The 21,918-nt window shown below is 67.2% G+C and carries 17 protein-coding genes; 9 read left to right on the plus strand and 8 right to left on the minus strand.

The window, feature by feature from the left end; genetic code table 11:
• Nucleotides 1-221: hypothetical protein (locus WBA97_RS38480; protein ID WP_424235982.1), on the minus strand; the 221-nt coding region annotated here is incomplete at its 3' end.
• Between the two features lie 27 nt (nucleotides 222-248).
• Between WBA97_RS38480 and WBA97_RS38485 the strand changes: the two genes are divergently transcribed.
• The 3 genes from WBA97_RS38485 to WBA97_RS38495 all read left to right on the plus strand — a co-directional run bounded on the left by WBA97_RS38485 (nucleotide 249) and on the right by WBA97_RS38495 (nucleotide 1,223).
• Complete coding sequence (locus WBA97_RS38485) at nucleotides 249-467, plus strand: hypothetical protein (RefSeq protein ID WP_424235983.1); 219 nt, start codon at nucleotides 249-251, stop codon at nucleotides 465-467.
• Nucleotides 468-512: 45 nt separating this feature from the next.
• Complete coding sequence (locus WBA97_RS38490) at nucleotides 513-878, plus strand: DUF1330 domain-containing protein (protein WP_424235985.1); 366 nt, start codon at nucleotides 513-515, stop codon at nucleotides 876-878.
• Nucleotides 879-1,085: 207 nt separating this feature from the next.
• Nucleotides 1,086-1,223, plus strand: a complete 138-nt coding sequence (locus WBA97_RS38495; RefSeq protein ID WP_424235987.1) for a hypothetical protein — start codon at nucleotides 1,086-1,088, stop codon at nucleotides 1,221-1,223.
• A gap of 41 nt (nucleotides 1,224-1,264) precedes the next feature.
• Here the strand turns inward: WBA97_RS38495 and WBA97_RS38500 are convergent, their stop codons facing one another.
• Genes WBA97_RS38500 through WBA97_RS38510 form a run of 3 tightly spaced genes read right to left on the minus strand, consistent with a single transcriptional unit; the run spans nucleotide 1,265 to nucleotide 4,679 of the window.
• Nucleotides 1,265-1,600: a hypothetical protein gene (locus tag WBA97_RS38500; RefSeq protein ID WP_424235988.1), complete on the minus strand. Its 336-nt coding sequence runs from the start codon at nucleotides 1,598-1,600 to the stop codon at nucleotides 1,265-1,267.
• Nucleotides 1,597-3,795 (minus strand): hypothetical protein, encoded by a 2,199-nt coding sequence (locus WBA97_RS38505; RefSeq protein ID WP_424235990.1) that lies wholly within the window; start codon nucleotides 3,793-3,795, stop codon nucleotides 1,597-1,599. Before WBA97_RS38505 ends, WBA97_RS38500 begins: the two co-directional genes overlap by 4 nt.
• The gene (locus WBA97_RS38510) at nucleotides 3,795-4,679 is read right to left on the minus strand and encodes a hypothetical protein (protein ID WP_424235991.1); all 885 of its coding nucleotides are present in this window, start codon (nucleotides 4,677-4,679) and stop codon (nucleotides 3,795-3,797) included. The genes WBA97_RS38505 and WBA97_RS38510 overlap by 1 nt, the downstream gene beginning before the upstream one ends.
• 135 nt (nucleotides 4,680-4,814) lie before the next feature.
• Between WBA97_RS38510 and WBA97_RS38515 the strand changes: the two genes are divergently transcribed.
• Nucleotides 4,815-5,519 (plus strand): NUDIX hydrolase, encoded by a 705-nt coding sequence (locus WBA97_RS38515; RefSeq protein WP_424235993.1) that lies wholly within the window; start codon nucleotides 4,815-4,817, stop codon nucleotides 5,517-5,519.
• Between the two features lie 426 nt (nucleotides 5,520-5,945).
• Here WBA97_RS38515 and WBA97_RS38520 read toward each other — a convergent pair whose 3' ends face one another.
• A complete protein-coding gene (locus tag WBA97_RS38520) occupies nucleotides 5,946-7,109 on the minus strand; it encodes a S1 family peptidase (RefSeq protein ID WP_424235995.1) in 1,164 nt (387 codons plus the stop codon).
• A gap of 1,032 nt (nucleotides 7,110-8,141) precedes the next feature.
• Here WBA97_RS38520 and WBA97_RS38525 point away from each other — a divergent pair.
• The 4 genes from WBA97_RS38525 to WBA97_RS38540 all read left to right on the plus strand — a co-directional run bounded on the left by WBA97_RS38525 (nucleotide 8,142) and on the right by WBA97_RS38540 (nucleotide 17,601).
• Nucleotides 8,142-13,835 carry an RHS repeat-associated core domain-containing protein gene (locus tag WBA97_RS38525; RefSeq protein WP_424235997.1) on the plus strand — a complete coding sequence of 1,898 codons (5,694 nt, stop codon included), beginning with the start codon at nucleotides 8,142-8,144 and terminating at the stop codon, nucleotides 13,833-13,835.
• Between the two features lie 251 nt (nucleotides 13,836-14,086).
• Nucleotides 14,087-14,449, plus strand: coding sequence for a hypothetical protein (locus WBA97_RS38530; protein WP_424235999.1), 363 nt, complete (start codon nucleotides 14,087-14,089; stop codon nucleotides 14,447-14,449).
• Nucleotides 14,450-14,508: 59 nt separating this feature from the next.
• On the plus strand, nucleotides 14,509-15,483 hold the full coding sequence (locus tag WBA97_RS38535) for a trypsin-like serine peptidase (protein WP_424236001.1): 975 nt from the start codon (nucleotides 14,509-14,511) through the stop codon (nucleotides 15,481-15,483).
• 873 nt (nucleotides 15,484-16,356) lie between these two features.
• A complete protein-coding gene (locus WBA97_RS38540; RefSeq protein ID WP_424236002.1) occupies nucleotides 16,357-17,601 on the plus strand; it encodes a condensation domain-containing protein in 1,245 nt (414 codons plus the stop codon).
• A 3-nt stretch (nucleotides 17,602-17,604) separates the two neighbouring features.
• On the opposite strand, the gene WBA97_RS38545 is transcribed toward WBA97_RS38540, so the two are convergent.
• Genes WBA97_RS38545 through WBA97_RS38555 form a run of 3 tightly spaced genes read right to left on the minus strand, consistent with a single transcriptional unit; the run spans nucleotide 17,605 to nucleotide 19,866 of the window.
• Nucleotides 17,605-18,567, minus strand: coding sequence for an AEC family transporter (locus tag WBA97_RS38545; RefSeq protein ID WP_424236004.1), 963 nt, complete (start codon nucleotides 18,565-18,567; stop codon nucleotides 17,605-17,607).
• A complete protein-coding gene (locus WBA97_RS38550) occupies nucleotides 18,567-19,460 on the minus strand; it encodes an aminotransferase class IV (RefSeq protein WP_424236006.1) in 894 nt (297 codons plus the stop codon). Before WBA97_RS38550 ends, WBA97_RS38545 begins: the two co-directional genes overlap by 1 nt.
• 4 nt (nucleotides 19,461-19,464) lie before the next feature.
• Entirely contained in the window at nucleotides 19,465-19,866 is a 402-nt protein-coding gene (locus tag WBA97_RS38555; RefSeq protein ID WP_424236008.1) for a hypothetical protein, read from the minus strand.
• A 555-nt stretch (nucleotides 19,867-20,421) separates the two neighbouring features.
• Here WBA97_RS38555 and WBA97_RS38560 point away from each other — a divergent pair.
• The gene (locus WBA97_RS38560) at nucleotides 20,422-21,123 is read left to right on the plus strand and encodes a TauD/TfdA dioxygenase family protein (RefSeq protein WP_424236009.1); all 702 of its coding nucleotides are present in this window, start codon (nucleotides 20,422-20,424) and stop codon (nucleotides 21,121-21,123) included.
• Nucleotides 21,124-21,918: the final 795 nt, after the last annotated feature.

A 21,918-nucleotide genomic window follows, 5' to 3' on the forward strand; every position in this document is an offset into this window, starting at 1 on the left:
ACAGGGTGTCGCGCGGCGCCGGGACCGGTCCGCGATTCGATCCCGTGGACACCGGGCGGGAACTCCGTGTCCTGCTCGTTCCGGCGCAGCTGCGGGACCTGAACCGCCGCGTCGGGGCCGTGCTGTCCGGCTGGGACGGTGTCGACGTGCCCCGTGCTGTGGACCTTGTAGGCCTCGTCGACGGGTACGTGCACGTCGACGGATTCCGTGATGGTGCTCATGCACAGCTTCCCCGTTGAACTCGCGTCGTGGCAGGGATCACGCCGCGTGCGGGCTGGCGGGTGGTGCCCGGGGCGGTGCCGCTGTTGACCGCGTGCGTCTCCTTCCTCGACAGTCACCTGTTCTGGCCGCGCGGCGTGTTCACCATGGTCGCCATCGCGGTTGGCATGTTCCTGCTGAGCTGGGCCACGGCACCCGTCAGTGCGGACGAACGAAGGTCGGCGCCGATCAAGTCGAGGAACCGGTGACATCGCCGATGCCGCGGGGGCTCACCCGGTTGGCATCATGTGTGCATGGTGGTCGAACCGGATGAGGCCGATCTGGCGCGTTTTCTCGATGAGGATCGCGACGGTCCGGTCGTGATGCTCAACCTGTTGCGGTTCGCCGAGGGCGGGTTCGACGCCTATCGCGAGTACTCGCGGCACATGCGGGACACGTTCCTGCCCCGGTACGGCGCCGAGGTGCTGTACGCGGGCAGCGGCTCGACGGTCCTGGTGGCCGAGGACGGCCAGAGCTGGGACGCGGTCGTGGTCGTGCGCTACCCGGACCGGACGGCCTTCGGTCGGATGGTCGCCGATCCCGAGTACCTCGCCGTCACGCACCTGCGTACGGAGGCGTTGTCCGCGACGGTGCTCCAGGCGACCTCCCCATGGCGGTGACCGTCCAGGCGCCGTAATGCTGGCCAACCGATATGTTAGCCGCTAATATGTTAGTGGCTAACAGGAGGTTGTGGATGGCGGCCGAGGACTGGCGCCGCGGTCGCCAGGAACAAGGTCGAAGGCCTCGCCTGGCTAAAGGTCCTCGGACTACTGCCCACCGCGATCGCACCCGCCGTCTGGTTCGCACCCGGCCCGGTCCAGTGGCCGTTGCGAATCCTCCCGCACTACTGGACCGTCGATACCCTCCGGCATCCCAGCCTGCTGGGGCTGCTCATCGGCGCCGCACTCACCGCCCTCGCCACGGCCCTGCTCGCCAAGAGGACCCTGCACCGGCTCGGCGCCTGATCAGGACCTGGAGCGCGCTCCACTGCAAGAGCGGTCCAAGATCAGAATCTGACCCCGCCCTTGATGTCCCGCGCCTGCACCACCTTCCCGGACACGTTCCCGGTGATCTGGTTGACGACGCCGTCGCGGGTGGCCGCTACCTGCTGCCAGAGGTGGCGCAGTTCGAGGCCGAACGCTGGATCACCGGCTTCCGCCGCGGTGAGATGTGCGGCCAGATCCGCGACCTCGGCGGAGTCCGGCGACGCGCCCGGCACCCCCTCCAGCGCCGCTGCGGCGTCTCCCTTGCCACCGAACTTCCGTCGCACCAACTCATAGAGCGACGTCACGGACTTTCCGGCGAGCGCCGCGGCGATCGACACGAAGACTGGATCAGTCATGGCATGTTCCCCTTCTCCGACGAATTCACGGCGGGACCGATGCGGGGCGGCCACGGTCGGCCGCCGAGCGCGGTGCTGTCACGCCCACCGCGTTCCCATTCCCGCCATCGCCGGTCCCGGCGGTCCTGCTCCCGGGTGATCCACTCCCGGCCTTCCGCCGCGACCGCCTCCAGGATGTGCAGCGCGATCGCGACACCGGACGAGTCGAGCGCCAGCTCATCCAGCTTGTTCCTGTCCTCCGTGGCGCTGTCGTCGATCAGGCCTTCGTAGTTGTCGACGACCACTTCGATCTTCTGGTCGTTGACCAGGGCGAGCTCGAAGGTCCGGCTGATCACGAGCGCCGACTTCTCGGTCAGGTGCACGTCCCGCCCGAGGAGCACGACGTGCTGCTGTCCCTCGGCGGAATGGAAGCCCTTCTCCAGCACCCGGGCGGAAGCGAGCGCGTCGTACTTGAACGCGGTGCGCCGCTCGTCGTAGATCGCGCCCGTCAGGAAGTTCAGGTCGACGTCGACCTCACGGACCCCGTGCTGGGTGAGGAGGAAGACCAGCACGACATACCTGGAAAATCGCGGTGGACCGTTGACGACCCTGGCTCGCATGGCGCGCGGCTTCCCCGCGGTGAGTACAACGTGGGCGATGATCTCCCGGCTGCTCAGCTCGCAGCGGCGCATGGCCAGCGTCTTCAGGTAGTGCTTGTCACTCTCCAGCCAGTTCGCCATCTCCAGGTCCGTCGGCCGGTCCCGCAGTCGTTCCTGCCATCGCAGGTACTCGCGTTGCTCATCCGCGAAGAACTCGTCCAGCGCCTCCTGCTCCTGTGTCATCGCACGGCGGTCGGCGAACAGGTAGGCGATGCCCGCGCCTGCGAAGCAGGCGGCGACGACCTGCAGGATCGAGGTCACCGTGGGCCCGAATCCCTGCGCGGTAGAGCTTGAGACCAGCAGTCCGGCGACACTCGCCGCGACGACCGCGCTGCCTGTCAGCGACAGGATCGTGGACGCCCTGGGGCGTAGTGTCCGGCGGAAGTCGGGCAGGCTCTCGTCACGCCACTGCTCGGCGATCTGCTTGGCGTGCCAGCGGATCAACCAGTTGAGCGTGGGCACCGCCACTCGTCTGTTGCTGTACAGCCGGACCAGTCGCCAGTGCAGCGCTGCCTGAAATCCCTTTGTCTTCATGTTCCACTCGTACTTGTTCGTGACGGGCCTGCGAACGGCGAAGTAGAAGTGGATCCGTTTCCACACCGTGTGGGCAAACTTCTGAGTGGGGTTGAGTTCCACGCCGAGTTCCTCGTACTCGTCGAACTCCGCCGGGTTCCTGCCGTGCTCGGCCTCCTTCATCCGCCGACGGAGGTACGGGGTCAGCACCTGCGCCCCGAACCGCCCTGTGATCAGCACGCCTACCAGGAACAGGATCAGAAACCCGACTCCGGCGGTCCTGACGCCCAGCGCGACGAACAGCCCGAGCCCAGCGATGCCGGTCGTCGTGACGAGCCACGCGGTGGTCCTCGGTTCTCCGTTCCGCAGTGGTGTCGGCGTGGCCCGTCGTGGTGCTGTCGGATCGGGGTGGAAGTACTTCCACGCGCGTTCGGATCGCTCCCCCTTCGCACGTTGCGCGGGAATGGTCGCGGCGTTCAGTCGGTCGAGTTCCTCCTGCATCGCCCCGTCGAAGATCATGTCCAGGTGCCGGGTGATCTCGGCCTGCCGCTCTTTGCCGAGGGCTTGGAACGCGTCGAGAACGACGCGCAGTGCGTCCTTCGATGGTGCGCTGGCCGGATGTACCGCGCACTGCACAAGTCCGCCGATCACCACGATGGCCGCCCACCACTGGTCGTGTGGCAGGTGCTCGGCCACCCGCGTGGCGTGCTGGAGCTTGTCCAGCTCGTCCGCCCCGAGCCGGTTCAACGACCGTTCGCTGAGCACGGAGAGTGCGTAGTAGTACGAGACTTCCGTGGTGACGTACCCCGCACTGATGGCCTGCCTGATGAGGTCCTCTGCCTGCCGCGGTATGCCGCCGTCGATGAAACTACGCGCCACCCGGAACTTCTTCTCGGCGGAGGCGTCCTCGGCGACCTGGTAGATCGTTTCGTGCTTGTGGAAGACGGCGTCTCCTTCCACGTTGCCGATCTGAGCGCCTACATTGGCGTTGTCCGTCGCGGTGTTGGTCGTCTGCGAGCCTTCGGTCTGCTTGGTGTCCGGCATCACGAACCACCTTCGCCTGCTGGCGTGCCGAACTGCACGCCACCGTGCACCACGCCGATCTGGGCGATGACTTTCGCGTTGCCCTTGGCCTCGTTCTTGATGTGGAACTGGCGTTCTTCCTTGCCGCCCTTCCCGTCATGGTCGGCTTCCTCATCGGTGTCCACGATCTCGGCGATCACGGCCGCGGCGAACGCGGCGGCGTGCTCGGCCGCGAGCCGCGGCACCCCTTGCTGATCGGTGAACCGCTTCGTTCTGTCGGCGTGGTCGCTGATACCGCGGATCGTGATGGCGGGCGTCGACAGGTTGAGGTGACTCGCCTGTGCGACCCCGGCACTTTCCATCTCGACGGCCACCGCGTCGTTGTAGTGTTCGTCCAACTGCTTCGTCACGTCCGACGCCACGGACTCCAGGAGCACCTCGCCCGCGGCGATCGGGCAGAAGTGCACGCCGGGTGCTCCCGAGATCGCCGACCGCCAGGTGTCGGTCCGGTCGACGTGCCGGGCGACCTGGTCGAGTTCGTGTGAGCTGTCCCAGGCCCGTGGCCGGGCCTTGAAACCCTCCTCCCGGCTGCTTCCGCCGTGGTAGCCGTAGACCCGCGTCGCCACGACGACATCACCGAGCCCGAGCCAGTCGTGCAGCCCGCCTGCGATCCCGACGAACAGCACGGCCGCCGGGCGGAACTCGTTGATCGCGCGTTCGGTGATGGTTGCGGCACGCGCGTTGCCCTCGCCGGTGACCGCCAGCCCGACCCGCCGATCCGGATGGCCGGCGAGCACCCCTACTTCGAACAATGTCCCGGCACTGTGGCGATGAGTCCGCACGTCGGTCAGATGTTGCCGGACCGCTTTGTGCTCTTGTTGCAGTGCGGTGAGAATCACGATCATTGGCTCGCTCCGATGGTCACGGCCCCCCATGAACCGAAGCCTCGACGGTAGCCGCAACCATCCTTCTCGTCAACCTGACGTTTAGGGTGTCGCCCCCGCTTGTCGTCATGGTGACGAGAATCTAGACTTGGCTTCATGACCACCGAAACCGCCTGGACGATCCCGACTGTCGCGCTTGCCGTTGACCTGGCCGTTCTCACTGTCCAGTCCGGACAACTGCAGATCTTGCTCGTACGCAGGGGGATCGAGCCGTTCCTCGGCGCGCAGGCGCTGCCGGGCGGCTTTCTCGCGTCGGAGGACGAGGACATCGACACCGCGGCGGCGCGTGAACTGGCGGAGGAGACCGGGCTGGCGTCAGAACAGCTGCACCTGGAACAGCTGCGCACCTACGGCGCTCCTGACCGGGATCCGCGGCGTCGGGTCGTCACGGTGTGTTATCTCGCGCTGGTGCCCGACCTTCCGCTACCGGTGGCCGGCGGCGACGCGCAGGCCGCCACATGGGTACCGGTCGACAAGGTCCTCAGACGAGGGAGAGCGCTCGCGTTCGACCACAAGAAGATCATCGCGGACGCCGTCGAGCGCGCGAGGGGCAAACTCGAGTACACCAACCTGGGCACCGCGTTCTGCCCACAGGTGTTCACCGTGACCGAGCTACGCAACGTCTACGAGATCGTGTGGGGACAGCAACTGGATCCACGCAACTTCCATCGCAAGGTGACCAACGTCGAGAACTTCCTCGAACCGACCGGCGAGCAAAGCACCAAGAACGGCGGCAGGCCCGCCATGCTCTACCGGCGTGGCTCGGCAACCGTGCTGTATCCGCCGATCCTCCGAGGTTAGCGCCGGGCTTGGGGACTGTTCCAAGATCGCAGGGGATCGACGTGCTCTGCGTCGAGGAGGTCAGCGACTGTTACCCCGATGTCAGCCAGTGCCTGGCGAGCTGTGTTAAGCCGGTTGAGTGGGAGTGCGGAGCCGGTCGCCCGGTGTCTGATCCCGGCGCTGCACACCAGAGATGGGGACGTGGCGTGAGTGCCCCAGAGCGGTTCTCCGGCCGCGCCGAAGCGGGTGATGTGGCCGTTGTAAGCGGCTGGTTCACCACTGCCTTCTGGGCACACGGGATCGCGGCCGACCTCGGCGGCTTTTCCCGACGACGCGGTCACGTCGCTGCTGGTCCTGGGTGGCCTGCTCGCCCTGTACGCGGAGGTTTGCGTGACACAGCCGGCGGCCCTGACTCGAGAGTCAGGGCCGCGCACTGGGTGGTCGAGGTCAGGGACTGGTGATCAGGGTGAGGCCGTAGGTCGCCAGAATCGGGTTGACTTCCTGGTAGTAGGTCGTACCGCCGGAAGAGCAGTTTCCGGAGCCGCCGGAGGTCACGCCTTGGGCCTGGTTGGCGCTCAGCCACGAACCGCCGGAGTCACCGGGTTCGGCGCACACGTTGGTGCGGGTGAGGTTGTAGACGGTGCCTTGCGGGTAGTTGACCGTCCAGCCGCGGTCGAGCAGGGTGCCGCACCACATGCCGGTGGTGGAGCCGGACCGGCAGATGCCGGAGCCCTGCGGGACCTGCGCGGAACCGTAGACGTAGTACCAGTAGCCGTCGTAGCCCTCGACGTAGCCCCAGAGGTTCACGCCGGCCGCGGCGCTGATGTAGGAGAAGTCGTTGCCAGGAAACTGGGAACCCGCGAAGGTGCCCAGCAATGCACCATTCTGGTCGCTGGCGGTGCTGCCCGGTGTACCACAGTGACCCGCGCTGACGAAGCCTCCGTACACGGCGAAGCCGACTGAGCAGCGTCCGGCGTAGTTGATCCAGTAGGGCCAGCCGCCGACGACGTCGGCGTAGGTCGCGGGCGAGCTGGACTCCTCGACCACGCGGATCGACGAGTGCATGGCCTTCACCGAGGACAGGAAGGTGTTCGCTGCCGCGTCGATCTTCTTGCTGTTCACGGCGACGACGACGCTGTTGGTCCGGTCGTCGACGGTCCATCCGTTGATCGCCGAGGGCGCGGACTTGCCCGCGAACCGGTCGATGCCCATCTTGATGCCGTCGAGCTCGGCGCGGCTGTGTGAGACGACGTGGACGGTCACGCCCTTGCCGAGGCCGAGTGCCTTGGCGCGTTCGGTGGTCTGTACGACGAGCGTGCCCGACTTGGCGTCGAACCAGCTGCCCGCGTAGCTGTCGCCCAGCGCGGCGCGCACGTCGGTCTCCGTGTTGCGGGCCGCTTCTTCCTGAGCCAGCCGGGTCTTCACCTGGTTCGCGGACAACCCGAGATCGCGTTGCATGGCGTCGGACATTGCCTGGGTGATCTTGGGCGCGTTCACCGGCGAGGTGGGCGCGGTCTTGTCGGAGGCGGTCGCGGAGGAGATGCCGGCGACGGTGAGGCTCGCGGAGATCGCGAGCGCTGCGCATAAACGCGCCGTTCTGGAGCGCTTCATGTGTGTGGGTTCCTTTGGGTAAGCGATGCAGGGAACGTAGACCGAACGGTCCTGTGGCCGAAGGTGGGCGACAACTCGACGGTTGTCGAGAGTGTCAAAGAATTTCCCATTCGGCTGACGAAAGGTTACGTGGCGGCACGCGCGAGGGCCCAGCCGCCGGAAGAGTGGCCGCTTGTCACCGCCGGTAACGAAAGAATCTTTCCGAGTCGCCTGTTCGGTGGCTAGATAATTTCGCGATACGCCGTTCGGATCAGATTTGCTGGATCAGATGCGGTAATTCGACCCATCTCCTGCCGTAGCGAATTTTGCGGCACTCCCGCGTGGATCTTCGAGATTGCGTACCGCCTTCGCGGAATGTCGATCATTCTTTCCGAGGTGAGGTGGAACCCGCTGCGGATCCGGCCGGACCGGACCGAGGTGGGCAGGCCCTCTCGTTGCTGTTGGGGTGGTTCGTCCTGGATTTCGGCGAGTCGGGCGAGCGTGGCCGCCTCGGTTTCGAAGCGGAATTTGTGGCCCCGTGATCAGAATCGGCGTGTTGGTTCGGGTTCGCGAGCCGGTTCGGGGGAGGCTCACACGAGCACGTCGTCGTACGTGAGTACAAATCGGGAATCGGTTTTCTCGATAGCGGGGCCGTCCAATTCGATGTCGGGGGTGTCGGCCGGGTACACGATGAGCGTGAACGTGTGCTGATCGCGCGCCGGAGCCCATCGCGGCGACCAGCCACGGCGCCGACTTGGTCCCTCGCGCGGGGGACCAGGTCTTTCTCGTCCGCGTGACGATCTCGCACGGGCGCGGCGGACAGCTCACCGACCGGACGCCGTGACGCTCCGCGGCCCGCGCCGTCGGATGACCGAGTGTGACCGGGACGTCGCAGGCGAGGTAGCGGTCTGTAAGTCCGCGGTAACTCAGCTCTTCCGATCGCAAGATCTGCCACGTATCGTCGGTTCCGTTCACGCCGACGGAATCGGGGCCGGACGGCACAGTCGCCAGGACGGTGAACCCGTCCACTCCGAGTGCCGAGGTGTCGGGCCCATGAGGTCGGTAGGTGCCGGCCGCGCGCTGCGCGGATTCGTTGTCGCCGTTGTCCTTCTCGCGAGCGGGGTGAGCACGGCGGGGGCGGTGACCGCGCCCGCCGACGGCCAGAAGGACAAGGAGCGCACTCCGCTCGTCGACGTCGCCAAGACGCCGGAGCCGCAGATCCCGGACAAGTCGTGGCGGGTCGACGGGCGCGGTACGTTCGCCGACGACATCGCGATCCGTGTCCCGGCCTTCCGCGGTATCACCCCGCAGCTCTCGCTGGCCTACGACTCGTCGGCAGGCAACGGGCTGGCAGGGGTCGGATGGACGTTGAGCGGCCTGAGCGAGATCGAGCGGGCCAGCGCAGGCAAGGGCGCTCCCCGGTACGACGCTTCGGACGTCTACCTCCTGGACGACGAGGAACTCGTGCCCTGTGCCACCGGCAGTGTGAGCCCGAGCTGCACGGCGGGTGGCACGCACTCGGCCAAGAACGAGTCCTTCTGGAGGTTCGCGCTGACCGGCACCGGTGCGGGCAGCCGGTGGACCCTGACCGCGAAGGACGGCGTCAAGCGCGTCTACGCGCCGGTGCTGTCCTCGGCGACCGACCTCGTCTACCGGTGGGGCCTCAGCCAGGTCGTCGACGCCAAGAACAACGTCGTGTCCTACAACTGGGCGACCAACCAGTTCGGGTGCTGCTGGGAGTACCTCGACTCGGTCACCTACAACGGGACGACCGTCAAGTTCCACTACGAGGCCCGCACCGACACCGACCTCGAGGCGATGGGCAACGGCGGCCTCACAACCGTCCTCGGGCGCATCAAGACCGTCGACGTGAGTGTGAGCGGCAGCCGGGTCCGCGCGTACAAGCTGACCTACGCCACCAGCGCCGCGACGTCCCGGTCGCTCCTGGCGAGCGTGCGGCAGTTCGGCACGGACGCCGTGCTGGACGCCTCCGGCACCGTCACCGGCGGCACCGCGATGCCTCCCGTCACCGCCACCTACCAGGAGGGCGCCCCCGCGTTCGTCTCCGGGAGCGACAACACCGCGGCCTCCGGCAACAGCGCGGACGCCAAGTACCTCCCGATGGACGTCAACGGTGACGGCAGGACCGACATGCTCGAGGTGTGGCCGAACTTCGGGAGCTACCAACGCAAGACGTGGCTGTCCAACGGCACCGACTTCACGCTCGCCTCCGCGGAGGGCGCGATGTCGATCAACCAGAACGCGCGGTACCTGCCAGGCGACTTCACCGGCGACGGCAGGTCCGACCTCGTCGAGTACTACCCCTACGGCCTCGGCATGGGCCGGCGCCTGTGGGTGTCCAACGGCACCGGCTTCACGCTGGGCTCGGAGGGCGCGTCCCAGGGACGTAACGACACGAACTCGCGGTTCCTTCCGATGGACGTCAACGGCGACGGCAGGACCGACGTCCTCGAGCTGTACTCCTGCGGCCTCTTCCCGGTGAACTACTGCCGCGCCACGTGGCTGTCGAACGGCACCACCTTCACGCTCGCGTCCAACGACGCAGGCATCGCCTACGGCGCCGACCGCCAGTTCCAGTCGGCCGACGTGAACGGCGACGGCAGGTCCGACCTCGTCGAGATGTGGGCGGCGGGCTTCGGCGCCGGTGGCCGGCACATCTGGCTGTCCACCGGCACGGGGTTCGTCTCCGGCGCCACCGACAACGGCATCGCCTGGAGCACGCCGGACGGGGAGGGGGCGGGCAGCCGCTTCCTGATGCTGGACGTCAACGACGACGACAAGTCCGACATGGTCGAGCTCTACCCGAGTTTCGGCGCCTACACCCGCAGGACCTGGCTCTCGACCGGCTACGGCTACAAGCTGGGCGCCACCGACACGTCCATGACCTACAGCACGGCGTCGAAGCAGCTCGTGATGGACGTCAACGGCGACCGCAGGATGGACATCGTCGAGCTGGTGCCGTGTTGTTTCGGGCTGTCGACCCAGCGGCGCATCTGGCTGTCCACCGGCAGCGGCTTCGCGCCGGGCGCGAGTGACCCGGCGATGGGTTCCTACAGCTGCAGCAAGGGTTCCTGCACCGCCGAGTTCCTCGAGATGGACGTGAACGGCGACGCGCGAACGGAGATGGTGCAGCTCTACACGACCAACTTCGGTCTCAACAAGGGCCGCCACATCTGGAACATGGGCGGCGCGGCGACCGACGTGCTCACCTCCCGCACCAACGAGTGGGGCGCGAAGGCGACGGTGGCCTACATGCCGTCCTCCGCGTGGACGAACACGAACAACCCGCCACTGTCCCAGACCGTGTCCGCCGTGACGGAAGCCGACGGCCGGGGTGGCGCCGCGACCACGAACTACCGCTACTCGGGCGGGGCCTACCACCATCAGGAGCGCACGTTCCTCGGGTTCCGCACGCAGAAGGAGACCAAGCCCTGCAACGCGGGTGAGACGGCCTGCCCGTACGTCGACACGACGTTCCGCCAGGACCTCGCGGCGATCGGCCAGCCGGAACGCGTCGTGCAGCACGCGGGCGACGGCACGCCGCTGAGCTCGACGGTCACCGAGTACACCACCAACGGCACCACCGTGCCGAGAACGGTGCTGTCGACCGGAAAATGGGTGAACACGTTCGCCGGCACCGGCGCGGCCTGCCCCGGCGCGGACTGCAAACGCACCTACACCACGCGGGAGTACAACGCCTACGGCGAGGTCACCAAGGAGATCGAGCACGGCGACAACGAGCGGACGGGCGACGAGCGCACGACGGCGACCACGTTCGTGCCCAACACGTCCGCCTACATCGTGAACAAGCCGGCCGCGGTGAAGGTGTTCTCCGGTGTCGGCACCGGCGGGACCAGGATCAGCGAGACACGCACCACCTACGACGGCGCGACGACGTGGAACCAGGCGCCGTCGGCCGGCCTGGAGACGACGACCGGGCGGTGGCTCTCGACCAGGGACGCGTTCGTCGAGACCGGCAAGGAGTACGACGCCCTCGGCAACCTCACCGCGGAGATCAACCCGGTCGGCGCGCGCACCACGCTCGGGTACGACCCGACCTACCACGTGTTCCAGACCTCCGAGACCAACGCGCTGTCCCAGTCGGTCACCGCGACCTGGCACGCCCTCTGCGGCGCGCCGACCCGGGTGAACGACCTGAACAACCAGCCGACCATCGTCACCTACGACGCGCTGTGCCGGCCGCTCGAGACGACACAGGCCGACGGGAAGTTCGAACGCCACACGTGGGTCAACGTCGGCGATCCGGCGACGCAGTACGAGCAGATCGAGAAGCCCGCCGCTGACGGCACGAGCGCTCCACAGTGGAGCCGACGCTACCTCGACGGGCTGCAGCGGCCCTACCGCACCGTCGCGAAAGGCCCGAACGCCGCGACCGGCGACATCTACGTCGACACGGTGTACAACGCACGCGGCCAGGTCGCCACGAAGACCGCGCCCTACTACTGGGTGTCCGGTCAGGCGCAGCCGACGACCTACCCGACGGCCACCGCCTACGACGCCCTCGACCGGTTGACCAAGACGACACTGCCGGGTGGCGCGACCCAGACCAAGAGCTACGGCCTGTGGTCGACCACCGACACCGACGAGAGCGGCCGCGTCACGACCGATCGCACGGACGCGTACGGCAAGCGCGTCGTGCGTGAGCAGACGGTCGACGGCGCGACGAGGACCGCGAGGTACGAGTTCGACGCGCGCGGCAACCTCGCGAAGTCGACCGATCCGTCCGGCTACGTCATCGCCTACACGACGGACTCGTTGGGCCGCAACACGAAGGTGGACGACCCGGACGTGGGTGTCACCACCTACGAGTGGGACGACGCCGGCCGGCCGATCGCGCAGACCGACGCCAAGAACCAGCGCACGACCATCACCAACGACCTGCTGGGCCGCAAGACCGGCAAGACGTCCAACGCGGGCACCGTGTCCGCCGCGACGGTCTCCTGGGGCTACGACCAGGTCCGTGCCGGGCACCACAACATCGGCAAGGTCACCTCGAACACCGACGCGGCGGGCACCAGGACGTTCGACTACGACGCGCTGGGCCACACCGTCAGGACCGTGCGCACGGTGAACGGCACGGCCTACGAGTTCCGGTACGGCTTCGACGCGGGCGACCGCAAGCTGTGGACCACCTACCCCGACGGTGACACCCAGGGCACCCCGGCGGCGCCGCTGCGCTACGACAGCGCGGGCCGGCTCGTGTCGATCCCCGGCTACGTCACCTCGGCGACCTACAACGCCGATGGCAAGGTGACCTCGATCGCCAACGCCAACGGCACCGTGTCCACCCGCCCGCACGACGCGGCACGCGGTTGGCTCACGGGCATCAGGACGATGTCGGGTGACAGGGTCGTCCAGGACAACACCTTCACCCGCGACGCCACCGGCAAGATCACGAAGGTCACCAGCCCGTTCGCCGACGAGAACTGGACCTACGCCTACGACGAGGCAGGCCAGCTGACCAGCGCGACCAACGACGCCCGCGCGGCGAACAACCAGTCGCTGTCCTACGACGCGGTCGGCAACATCGACGCGAACTCCAGGATCGGTGACTACTCCTACGACGCGGCGCACCCGCACGCGGTGACCACCGCCGGGTCGAACAACTACACCTACGACGCGGCGGGCAACATGACCTCCGGCGCCGGGCGCACCCTGACCTGGAACGGTGACGGGCTGCTGGGCGCGGTCGTCAAGGACGGCGTGACCTCCACGTTCACCTACGACGCCGACGGTGCCCGCCTCCAGCAGGTCGAGGGCACGGTCACCCGCCGCTACCTCGGCGTCGACTACGAGGTCAACGTCACCGCGGGCACGACCACCAAGTACGTCTCGATCGAGGGGACGCCGGTGGCCAGGGTCGACGGCGGGACGAAGTACTGGGTGCACACCGACCACCAGGGCTCCATCCAGGCCGAGACCGACGCGGCGGGCGTCGAGGTCCACCGCAAGAAGTACCGGCCCTTCGGCGAGATCGCGTCGACCGGCGGGCCGCTGCCCTTCGAGTCCCGCGGCTTCACCGCCAAACGCCAGGACGCGACCGGGCTGGTGTACCTCAACGCCCGTTACTACGACCCCCAGCTGGGCCGGTTCATCTCACCCGACCCCACCATCGACGGCGAGGACACGATCGGCCTCAACCGGTACGCCTACGCCGCGAACGACCCGGTGAACCAGATCGACCCCACCGGCCTGTCCTGCACGACGCCCAGCGGCAAGAAGTGCGACGCCAAGGACGAGGTGAAGATCAGCAGGTCGGAGATCATCGAGCGCGCGCAGTACTGGCTCGATCACCAGCCAGGGCCGTACAACCAGGAAGGCTACGCACCCGGACCGGGCGACGGGCGCCTCTACCGCCGCGACTGCTCCGGTTACGTCTCGATGGCATGGCACCTCAGCTGGAGCGCGAGCACGTGGACACTGCCCAGCTACTCACACGAGATCAACCGCACCGAACTGAGGGCCGGAGACATCCTCAACTCGCTCGAAGATCACGTGTTCATCTTCCACCAGTGGCTGGATGACAAGGGCAACTTCGAGTACTACTCGTTCGGCTCCACCCCGGTCAAACACCGCACGGCCAACATCAACGACGCCAGCCTGGACGGCCACCCGAACGGCGACTACAAGGCGTTGCGTTACAACAACATCATCGAGGACCAACAACCCGTCGAGGAACCCACCCCTGCCCGGCCGTTCTCCTGAGATCGTCTCGGGTGTGTTGTGGCGTCCGGTCCCGCTCGAGTGTGCCCGACCAAGGTCACGACGGCTGTCGAGTGCAGTATCCGGGTGAGCGTCCCGACGAACTCGCGGACGCTGCGACGTAAAGCAAACAGAATCACAGAACGCCAGAGGCTCTCGGCGACACCGTTCTCACCCTCGCCTACCAAAGAAGACCTCAAAATCTGCCGTCTGCGGGCGAGCTTGTTCTGGATATCGGGCCGGCGAGGGCGGCGTTGGCCGGCCAGCGCGATGCCGTGGTCAACGTGCGTTCCGGGATCGCGGTGCGCCTTCTGTTGCGTGTACTGCTACTGGATCCCGCCCGCATCGGTGATCATGCCGTCCCTGCCACTGCGGAGTGGTTCGACGACCGGCTTGATGGCGACAAGCGGACCGCGCTTGGTCGGGCGCTGGGCAGCCAGGACTTCTTCCTGTTGAAAGGAGCGCCTGGAACCGGCAAGACGAGCTGGTTTGTCAGGAACTGCGGCTGTAGCGCTGACGGGTATTTTTCCACAAACGACCAACAAGGCCGCCGAACGGAAGATCAGGCTCCCGAACTGATCAATACATCGACTCGCGCATTAATATCCAACTGTTGACACCCCGGGAGACCTGGCATAGAGTCGTTTTCAAGCTACGCGTTATTGGGGGGTCAATCATGCGAAGATTCGCGATCACGTGCGCAGTCATCATCGTCGTTTCTTTCATTTTTCAACCGCTCGCGTTCGCCGAGCCGTCACCAACACGGCCGGATCAAACGTCGTCCGCAACGATCGCCAAGCCGGAGAGCACATGGAGCGCGGCGCGGATGGCGGCAGCGACATCTTTCGACAGCATCAAACCGGGCACCAGATCTGGCCGCGGCGCGGAACCCGACGCGCCCGCGAACCCCGGAAAAATTGAGCCCCGGCTGCCAACCAATGCACCACAAGGCATCGCTCCGCTGGCGAATGCCACGCCCACCACCGGCAAGCTGTTCCTGCACAATCCCAATACCGGAAGCGACGGCTACTGTACGGCGAGCGCGATCAATTCGGGCAATCTGAGCCAGATCATCACAGCCGCTCACTGCGTGCACACAGGACCGAACGGCTGCAACGACAACCCCGGCTCCGCGGCGTGGATGACCGAGGCCGAGTTCGCGCCCCTGTACTGGAGTGGGGACCGTCCATACGGGACATTCCAGGTACGCACGCTCCGCACCTTCGATACCTGGATAGCGGACTGTGACTGGGACTACGACATCGCGATCGTCACCACCTACACCAACGAGAACAACCAACTACTGGTAGAGACGGTCGGTGGCAACGGAATCTCATACAATTACCCGGGATCGTTCGACTCCGTCACATTCGGCTATCCGGGAAACCGCGACGGCGGCGAGATTCCATGGACGTGCGAAGGCACGACGAACTACGGGTTTCCAGACTACCGACCGACCTTGTACTGCGCCTGGACCGGCGGGTTCAGTGGCGGACCGTGGTTCCGGGAATATTCCAACGACACCCTGCTCGGATATGTCAACGGTGTAGGCAGCACGTGGCCAGGCCCCGATGACGGACCCGAGTGGATCGACAGTCCTTACTTCGACGACAAGGTACAATCGATTTACGATGATGCCGCGGGAGACTGACCGAAAGCGCACCGTCGTGATCGCCGTTGCGGCGGCGATCACGACGGTATTGCTAGTCGTGATCGCCGCCGTCGCGTTGCGGCCTGCGGCGCCTGCGCGTCAGCCAGGACCGAACGAGCACGACACGTCCGGCACGTCCCTCGAACGACCGAGCACCTCACGATGGCCCGACGAGCGCGGGAGCAGCGCGCGGGGGTGGTGACGATCAGGCCTCAGGTCCTCCGTCAGCGGAGGTCCATGCCGATGTTGAGGGCGGGGCCGGACTGGACCCGCGTCAGCCGATAACTTGGCAAGGTCGTTTGGCGCGAACCGCACTCGCTTCGGATCTCGGCGGATGTGGGTGACTGCCTGCTGATGCCGTTGAAGGGTGGAGTGCGAGGGGATGTGGTTGGCCGGTCATGACGGCCGCGAGCTGCGGCGTGGTCGACCAGGCAATTAGCGAGTGCGGGCGTGATGGGTTGCCAGCGGACGGTGCTGCCCTTTCGCGGAGCTTGACCAGGCAGCGGTCGGGGTCGAGGTCGGCGAGGTGGATGCCCTGGGCGCCGCCGCGCCGGCAGGCAGTCTCGGTGTGCAGCCGGTCGTATCGGGGTTCGTAGCCGCGCCAGCCGCGTTCCTGGACTTGGTTGAACGTTCACGCCAGGATGGGTGGATGGGCCCGGACGGTGACGATCTCCCAAAACTGCTGAGCGTGCTGCAGAGAAGCATGGTCAAGGCCTCGTCCGCCATGGACAGCGAGGCCGCTATGCCGGACGAGAAGGAGCGGCGGCACGCACGCCACGACCGTCTCGAAGCGCAGCTGGCGATGATCAAGACCGCATCGCGGGCGTACCAGATCGGGGGAGACGGCTGGAAGACAACAGCCTCAACTACGTCATGGCGGTGTCCTGCGACCAGCGGTTCACCACCGCGCCGCTCGTCACGGTGCAGCGCAGGTTGTGGTGGCGGCACCACCAGCGCGTGCTGCCGGCCGTCTACAACGTCGCGCACCGGGTGGACCTGACCGGCGACCTCGACGAGGACGCGCTCGGCCGCGCGGTCGAGGCACTCGTGCACCGGCACGCCGCGTTACGCATGCGGGTCGCCGAGCACGACGGCACGCTGGTGCAGGAGGTCCTCGCACCCGCGCCGGTGCCGCTGCGGGTGGACGACATCGCCGACGCCGACCGGTGGTGCGCGGACCTCGCCGCGGCGCCGTTCGCGCTGGATGTCGCGCCGCTGCACCGGTTCCGGCTCGGCAGGCTGGACGCAGGCCGGTGGGTGCTGGCCATCGTGTTGCACCACATGGTGTGTGACGGCGTGTCGCTGGGGATCCAGTTGGCGGAGTTGACGGAGCTGTACGCGGCGGCACGGCAGGGGAGGGACCCGGACCTGCCGACCGCCGTGCCGCACGCCGGCTACGCGCGGTGGGAACACGCCGGACCGTCGCCGGCGCGGCGAGCGGAACTGGTGCGGTACTGGCGATCCGCACTGTCCGATGTGGACGTCATGCCGACGTTGCCGGCCGACCTGCCGAGAACGGCGGCCGTGTCCGGCCGCAGCGCGGTGTACGAGTCGGTGCTGTCACCCGAGATCGTCACCGGCGTCGAGACGGTGGCGGCCGAGCAGGGCGGCACCCCGTACGCGGTGCTGGCGACGGCGTTCGCGACCTGGCTCGCCGGGGTGTGCGGGACCGAGTCGGTGGTGCTGGCGACGTCCAGCGCGAACCGGACCAGGCCGGAGCACGAGCGGGTGGTGGGGATGATCGGGGACGCGGTGCTGGTGCGCGTCCGACCGAACGCGCCGCTCACGGAGTTCTCCGCCGCCCTGTTCGGCGGGCTGGACCACCAGGACCTGCCGCTGGACGAGGTGGTCGCCGCCGTGGCGCCTGACCAGGTGGACCGCCAGTTCCCGACCGTGCTGTTCACCGTGGTCACCACTCCGCCGCCGCAGCTGGCGCTACCCGGCGTCGAGTCGCGGCTCAGCGGGCTCGTCGTGCCTGGCGTGGCCCGCACCGAGTTGTACGTGCGGATCGCCGAGCACCGGATCTACTGGGAGTACTCCACGGATCTGTTCACCGAGGCGACGGTCGCCGGCTGGGCCGCCGCGCTGCACGCGGAACTGACACGGCTGGTGAGGTGAGGGTCACGTGTGCACCACCTGCACCCACAGCGGCAGCAGGATCAGTGTCACCACCGAGCTCTTGACCACCAGCGACGCGGACAGCTCCTCGTCGACCCGGTAGCGCTGCGCGAAGATGAACAGGTTCTGCGGCGCCGGCATGGCCGCGATCAGGACCAGGTAGTCGAGCCACGGCCGCTCGACCTCGAACACCCAGCCGCAGAGCGCGTAGACCGCCAACGGGAAGACCACGCACTTGAACCCGATGAGCGCGATCTCCTCCTTGGTGGTGGCCCGGACCGCGATCCCGGTGCCGCCGAGGTGCAGGCCCAGCGCGAACAACGCCACCGGGGCCGCCGCGGCGCCGACGAACGCGAAACCGTCCAGCACCGGGCCCGGCATCCGCACGGACAGCAGGTTGAGCACGATCCCCAGGTTGCACGCCAGGACCACCGGGGTGTTGAGCGACGCCCACACGGCCCTGCCGAGCTTGGCCGCACGGCCCGACCCCTCGGCGTCCTCGGCCTCGTGGTCGGCGCCGTCGAACTCCATGATCGAGATGACGACCACGGTCAACAGGCAGACCTGCAGCAACAGGATGGGGAAGATCGGCGCCGCGTCCCCGAACAGCATCACGAACACCGGCACCGCGAAGTACGCGGTGTTCACCTGGACGCCTGCCATGATCCGCATCGCGACACCGCGCGAGGACTTGCCGAGCCTGCGAGCCGTGACGCCGACGACCACCGTCGCCAGTGCGGCGGTCGCGGCGTACCCGCCGATCGCCTGCCAGTCGAACAGCACGCGCAGGTCGCTCGCGTAGATGTTGCCGAACAGGTAGCACGGGATCGCGAACAGGAACGCGAAGTCGGAGAAGATCCGCGAGTCCTGCGCCTGGATGATCTTCCGTCGCGCGAAGACCGCGCCTGCGCCGAACGCCAGTGCCACCGGCACCAGCTCGCCGAGCGCGGCCACCGCGTCGGTCATCAGGCGACCGGGGTCCCGCTGCGGCACAGCTCGGCGTACGCGCCGACCAGTTGACCGATCACGGTGTTGCCGGACAGGTCGTAGTGCTGCTCGTCGATCTGACGCACCGGCAGCAGCTCGCACGCCGTCCCGCAGATGAACGCGCCGTCGGCCTCCGCGAGGAAGGCAGGCGGCAGATCCGTCACCACGCACTCGACGCCGGCCCGCGCCGCGAGGTCGAGCACCGTAGCCCGCGTGATGCCCTCGATCGTGCACCGAGTCGTCGGCGTGTGCAGCACCCCGGCCCTGGTGAAGAAGATGTGCGCGCCGGTCGCCTCCGCCATCATGCCGGCGTCGTCGAGCAGGAGCGCGTCGTCAAAACCTGCCCGCAGCGCCTCGTTCTTGCAGATCGTGCCGATCATGTAGTTGCCGGCGGCCTTCGCCTTCACCGGCCCGAAGTCCGGCGACGGACGCCGGTACCGGCCGGTCTGCAGCGCGATCCCCTTACTCAGCGCGTCGGCCGCCGCGTAGTACCCGCTCGGGATCTCCCATGCCGCGACCGAGACGTGGACGGACGTCACCGGCGCCGCGGTCTGGATCATCTCCGAGCCGCGCCACGCGTTCATCCGCACGTAACCGTCGACGAACCCGGCGCGGGCGACCGTCTCCTCGGTCGCCAGGCACAGCTCGTCGTCGGTGTAGGGGAGATCGAAGTCCATGATCCTGGCCGACGCGCGCAGCCGGGTGACGTGCTCGGCGAGCATGAACGGCGCGCCGCCGTAGACCCGGATGCCTTCGAAGATGCTGCTGGCGTAGTGCAGTCCGTGGGTCAGCACGTGCAGCTTCGCGTCCGGCCAGTCGACGAACGTGCCGTCCAGCCAGATCTTACCGTCGCGCTGGTCGAATGGTGTCATCGTGTTACATCGCCAGGTCGAACAGCATGTCCGGCATGTCGCCGACGAGCGCGACGAAACGCCGCTGGTGGTTCGTCAGCTGACGCACCGAGACGCCGTGGAGTGCGTACCGGTTGATCGGGTACATCACGAGCGTGTTCGCGGCGTACGGCACGGTGTCCACCTCCTCGACGTACTTCGGGTCGATGTCGAACCGGCTGTCGCCGTACTCCGACTGCGAGGCGGAGAACTTGTGCTCGTCACTGCGGTACCGGTAGAGCTCGAGGTCGCCGCCGACCGCGTCGTCCTCCGGCAGTCGCATGTAGAACAGGCCGCCGAACAGCTTGTACGGCTTGTCGACGTGCGGGCCCCGGTAGGAGCTCGGCTTGCCGGTCACCGGCGAACCGATGACCGCGGTGCAGTCCATCAGGATGTCGTGAGTCTCGTGGGTGTCGCGGTTGCGCCTGCCGACCTTCAGGTCCGGGGAACCGCTCGAACTGGTCGTACCGCAGCAGGACGTCCAGTTTGGACTCGGCCGACGAGTCGACCAGCCCGGCCAGCCGGTCGCCGCTGCGGTCGACGAAGTAGCCACCGACCCCGGCCAGCTTCTCGGCGTACGCCTTGCTGTACACAGTGGACAACGTGCTGCTGCTGACCGCGGCCATCGTGTCCTGATAGGACCGATGCCACGTGGGGCTGTCGTCCCTGGCCGCTCTGAAGGCCCGGACGGTGGGAGCAGGCGGCTGAACACAGCGAGGGAGACTAGACAACAGAAGTAGTTGCAGCAACTGAATCGAATTTCTAGGCCAGACGGTCTAGCGTGGATCCGGATATTTCGAACAAGTTGTGGTGACCAGTGTCACACCCCCCTTGTCGTGGTCCCCGGTCGCTATGGAACGTATTCCTCCGGAATAGGGCGGGTGGGGGGAGAGCCTATTTCCGAACACTCGCGCCTGGGGTCTGCATTGGTAACGAAAGGCGCGTGCAATGGCGCAAGCAACCGGTTCGGCGTTGGACGCCGCGCCACCGGCGGAATTGGTCGTCAGCCGGGTGGCCGGCCGTATCGGGGCGGAGATCAGCGGCGTCGACCTGCGCGCCGATCTGTCCGATTCCGTCGTGGCGGAGATCCGACACGCGCTACGGCAAGAACTTCGAGGAGCACTACCGGCGTAAGTGGCACTCGCCACTCGCCGGCTGGCACAGCGACCTGACGCAGGCGGTCAACCCGCCGGCCATCTCGATCCTGCGTGCCGAGACGACGCCGGAGTTCGGCGGCGACACCCAGTGGACCAACATGGTCGCCGCGTACGAGGGCCTCGCCGCGCCGCTGGGCGCCATGGTCGACGGCCTGCGCGCCGAACACGCGTTCTTCGCGGCCGTGCCACTGCTGCACACCGACGAGCGGGACCGCGAGATCCTGAAGATCTACTGCGAGGACCCGCAGGTGGCCGTGCACCCCGTCGTCCGGGTGCACCCCGAGACCGGTGAGAAGGCGCTGTTCGTCAGGCCCGGCTCGACCACCCGCATCGTGGGCTTCTCCCAGGTGGAGAGCCACCGGATTCTCGACCTGCTCTTCGAGCACATGACCAGGGCCGAGTACACCGCGAGGTTCCGGTGGACGCCGGGCAGCATCTCTGGTTGTCAGGGACTCCTCCGCGTCGACCCGGATGTTCTTGGTGTTTGACATCGACATCGAGGCCGAGTTGCTGGTCAGGTCGCTCCGTTGGCCGATGCGCACCAGGTCAGTCGGTTCGATGGCGATGGCGGGTGCGAACTGCTCCGGCAGCATGTCGTCGAGCCCGACCAGGATGCGGAGCATCGCGGCGATGTCGGCGATGGCGTCGTCTCGGATGAGCACGTTGCCGATCGTTGCCTTCGGCAGCGTCCGCCAGGCCGAACGCTGTCCGTTGCGCAGGACGTCACCGCACTCGGTATTACCTCGCCGGGCAGGCCGCGACCCTCCGGCAGTGTTGGTGAGCCCCCTTTCCGCAGGACTCGGGGTGAGGCTGGCCGCGGTGTCGTATGCGGTGGCGGCGTGATCGGTTCGGCCGAGGCGGCGCAGCAAGTCGGCGCGGATGGCGTGGAAGGCGGGGTATTCGGGCAGGTCGAACTGGTCGACGAGGTCCAGCGCGGCTTGCGGGCCGTGGACCTCGCCGGCGGCGATGGCCCGGTTCAGCGCTATCACGGCAGTCGGTGTGTGGGTGAGGAGTTGGTCGTAGAGGGTGAGGACCTGCGGCCAGTGCCCATGACCGCGTACCGGACCAGAAGCGGGAAGCCCACGACGACCTTCTATCCCTCGAAGCAGTTGGCGCAGAACGCTCTCGGCATGCTGCTCGGGTTCTTCGGGTCGGCGGTACTTGCCATCGGCAGTCCGATCGCGGTGTGTGGCCGCGCCGCCGGAAGTCACTGGACGGCGTTCCGCTCAACACCTAGGTTCGCCACGTCGTCGGCGGCACGGCCGACTACGTCACGTGCTCCG

The organism is Actinophytocola sp. (assembly GCF_049647105.1).
GTDB lineage: Bacteria > Actinomycetota > Actinomycetes > Mycobacteriales > Pseudonocardiaceae > Actinophytocola.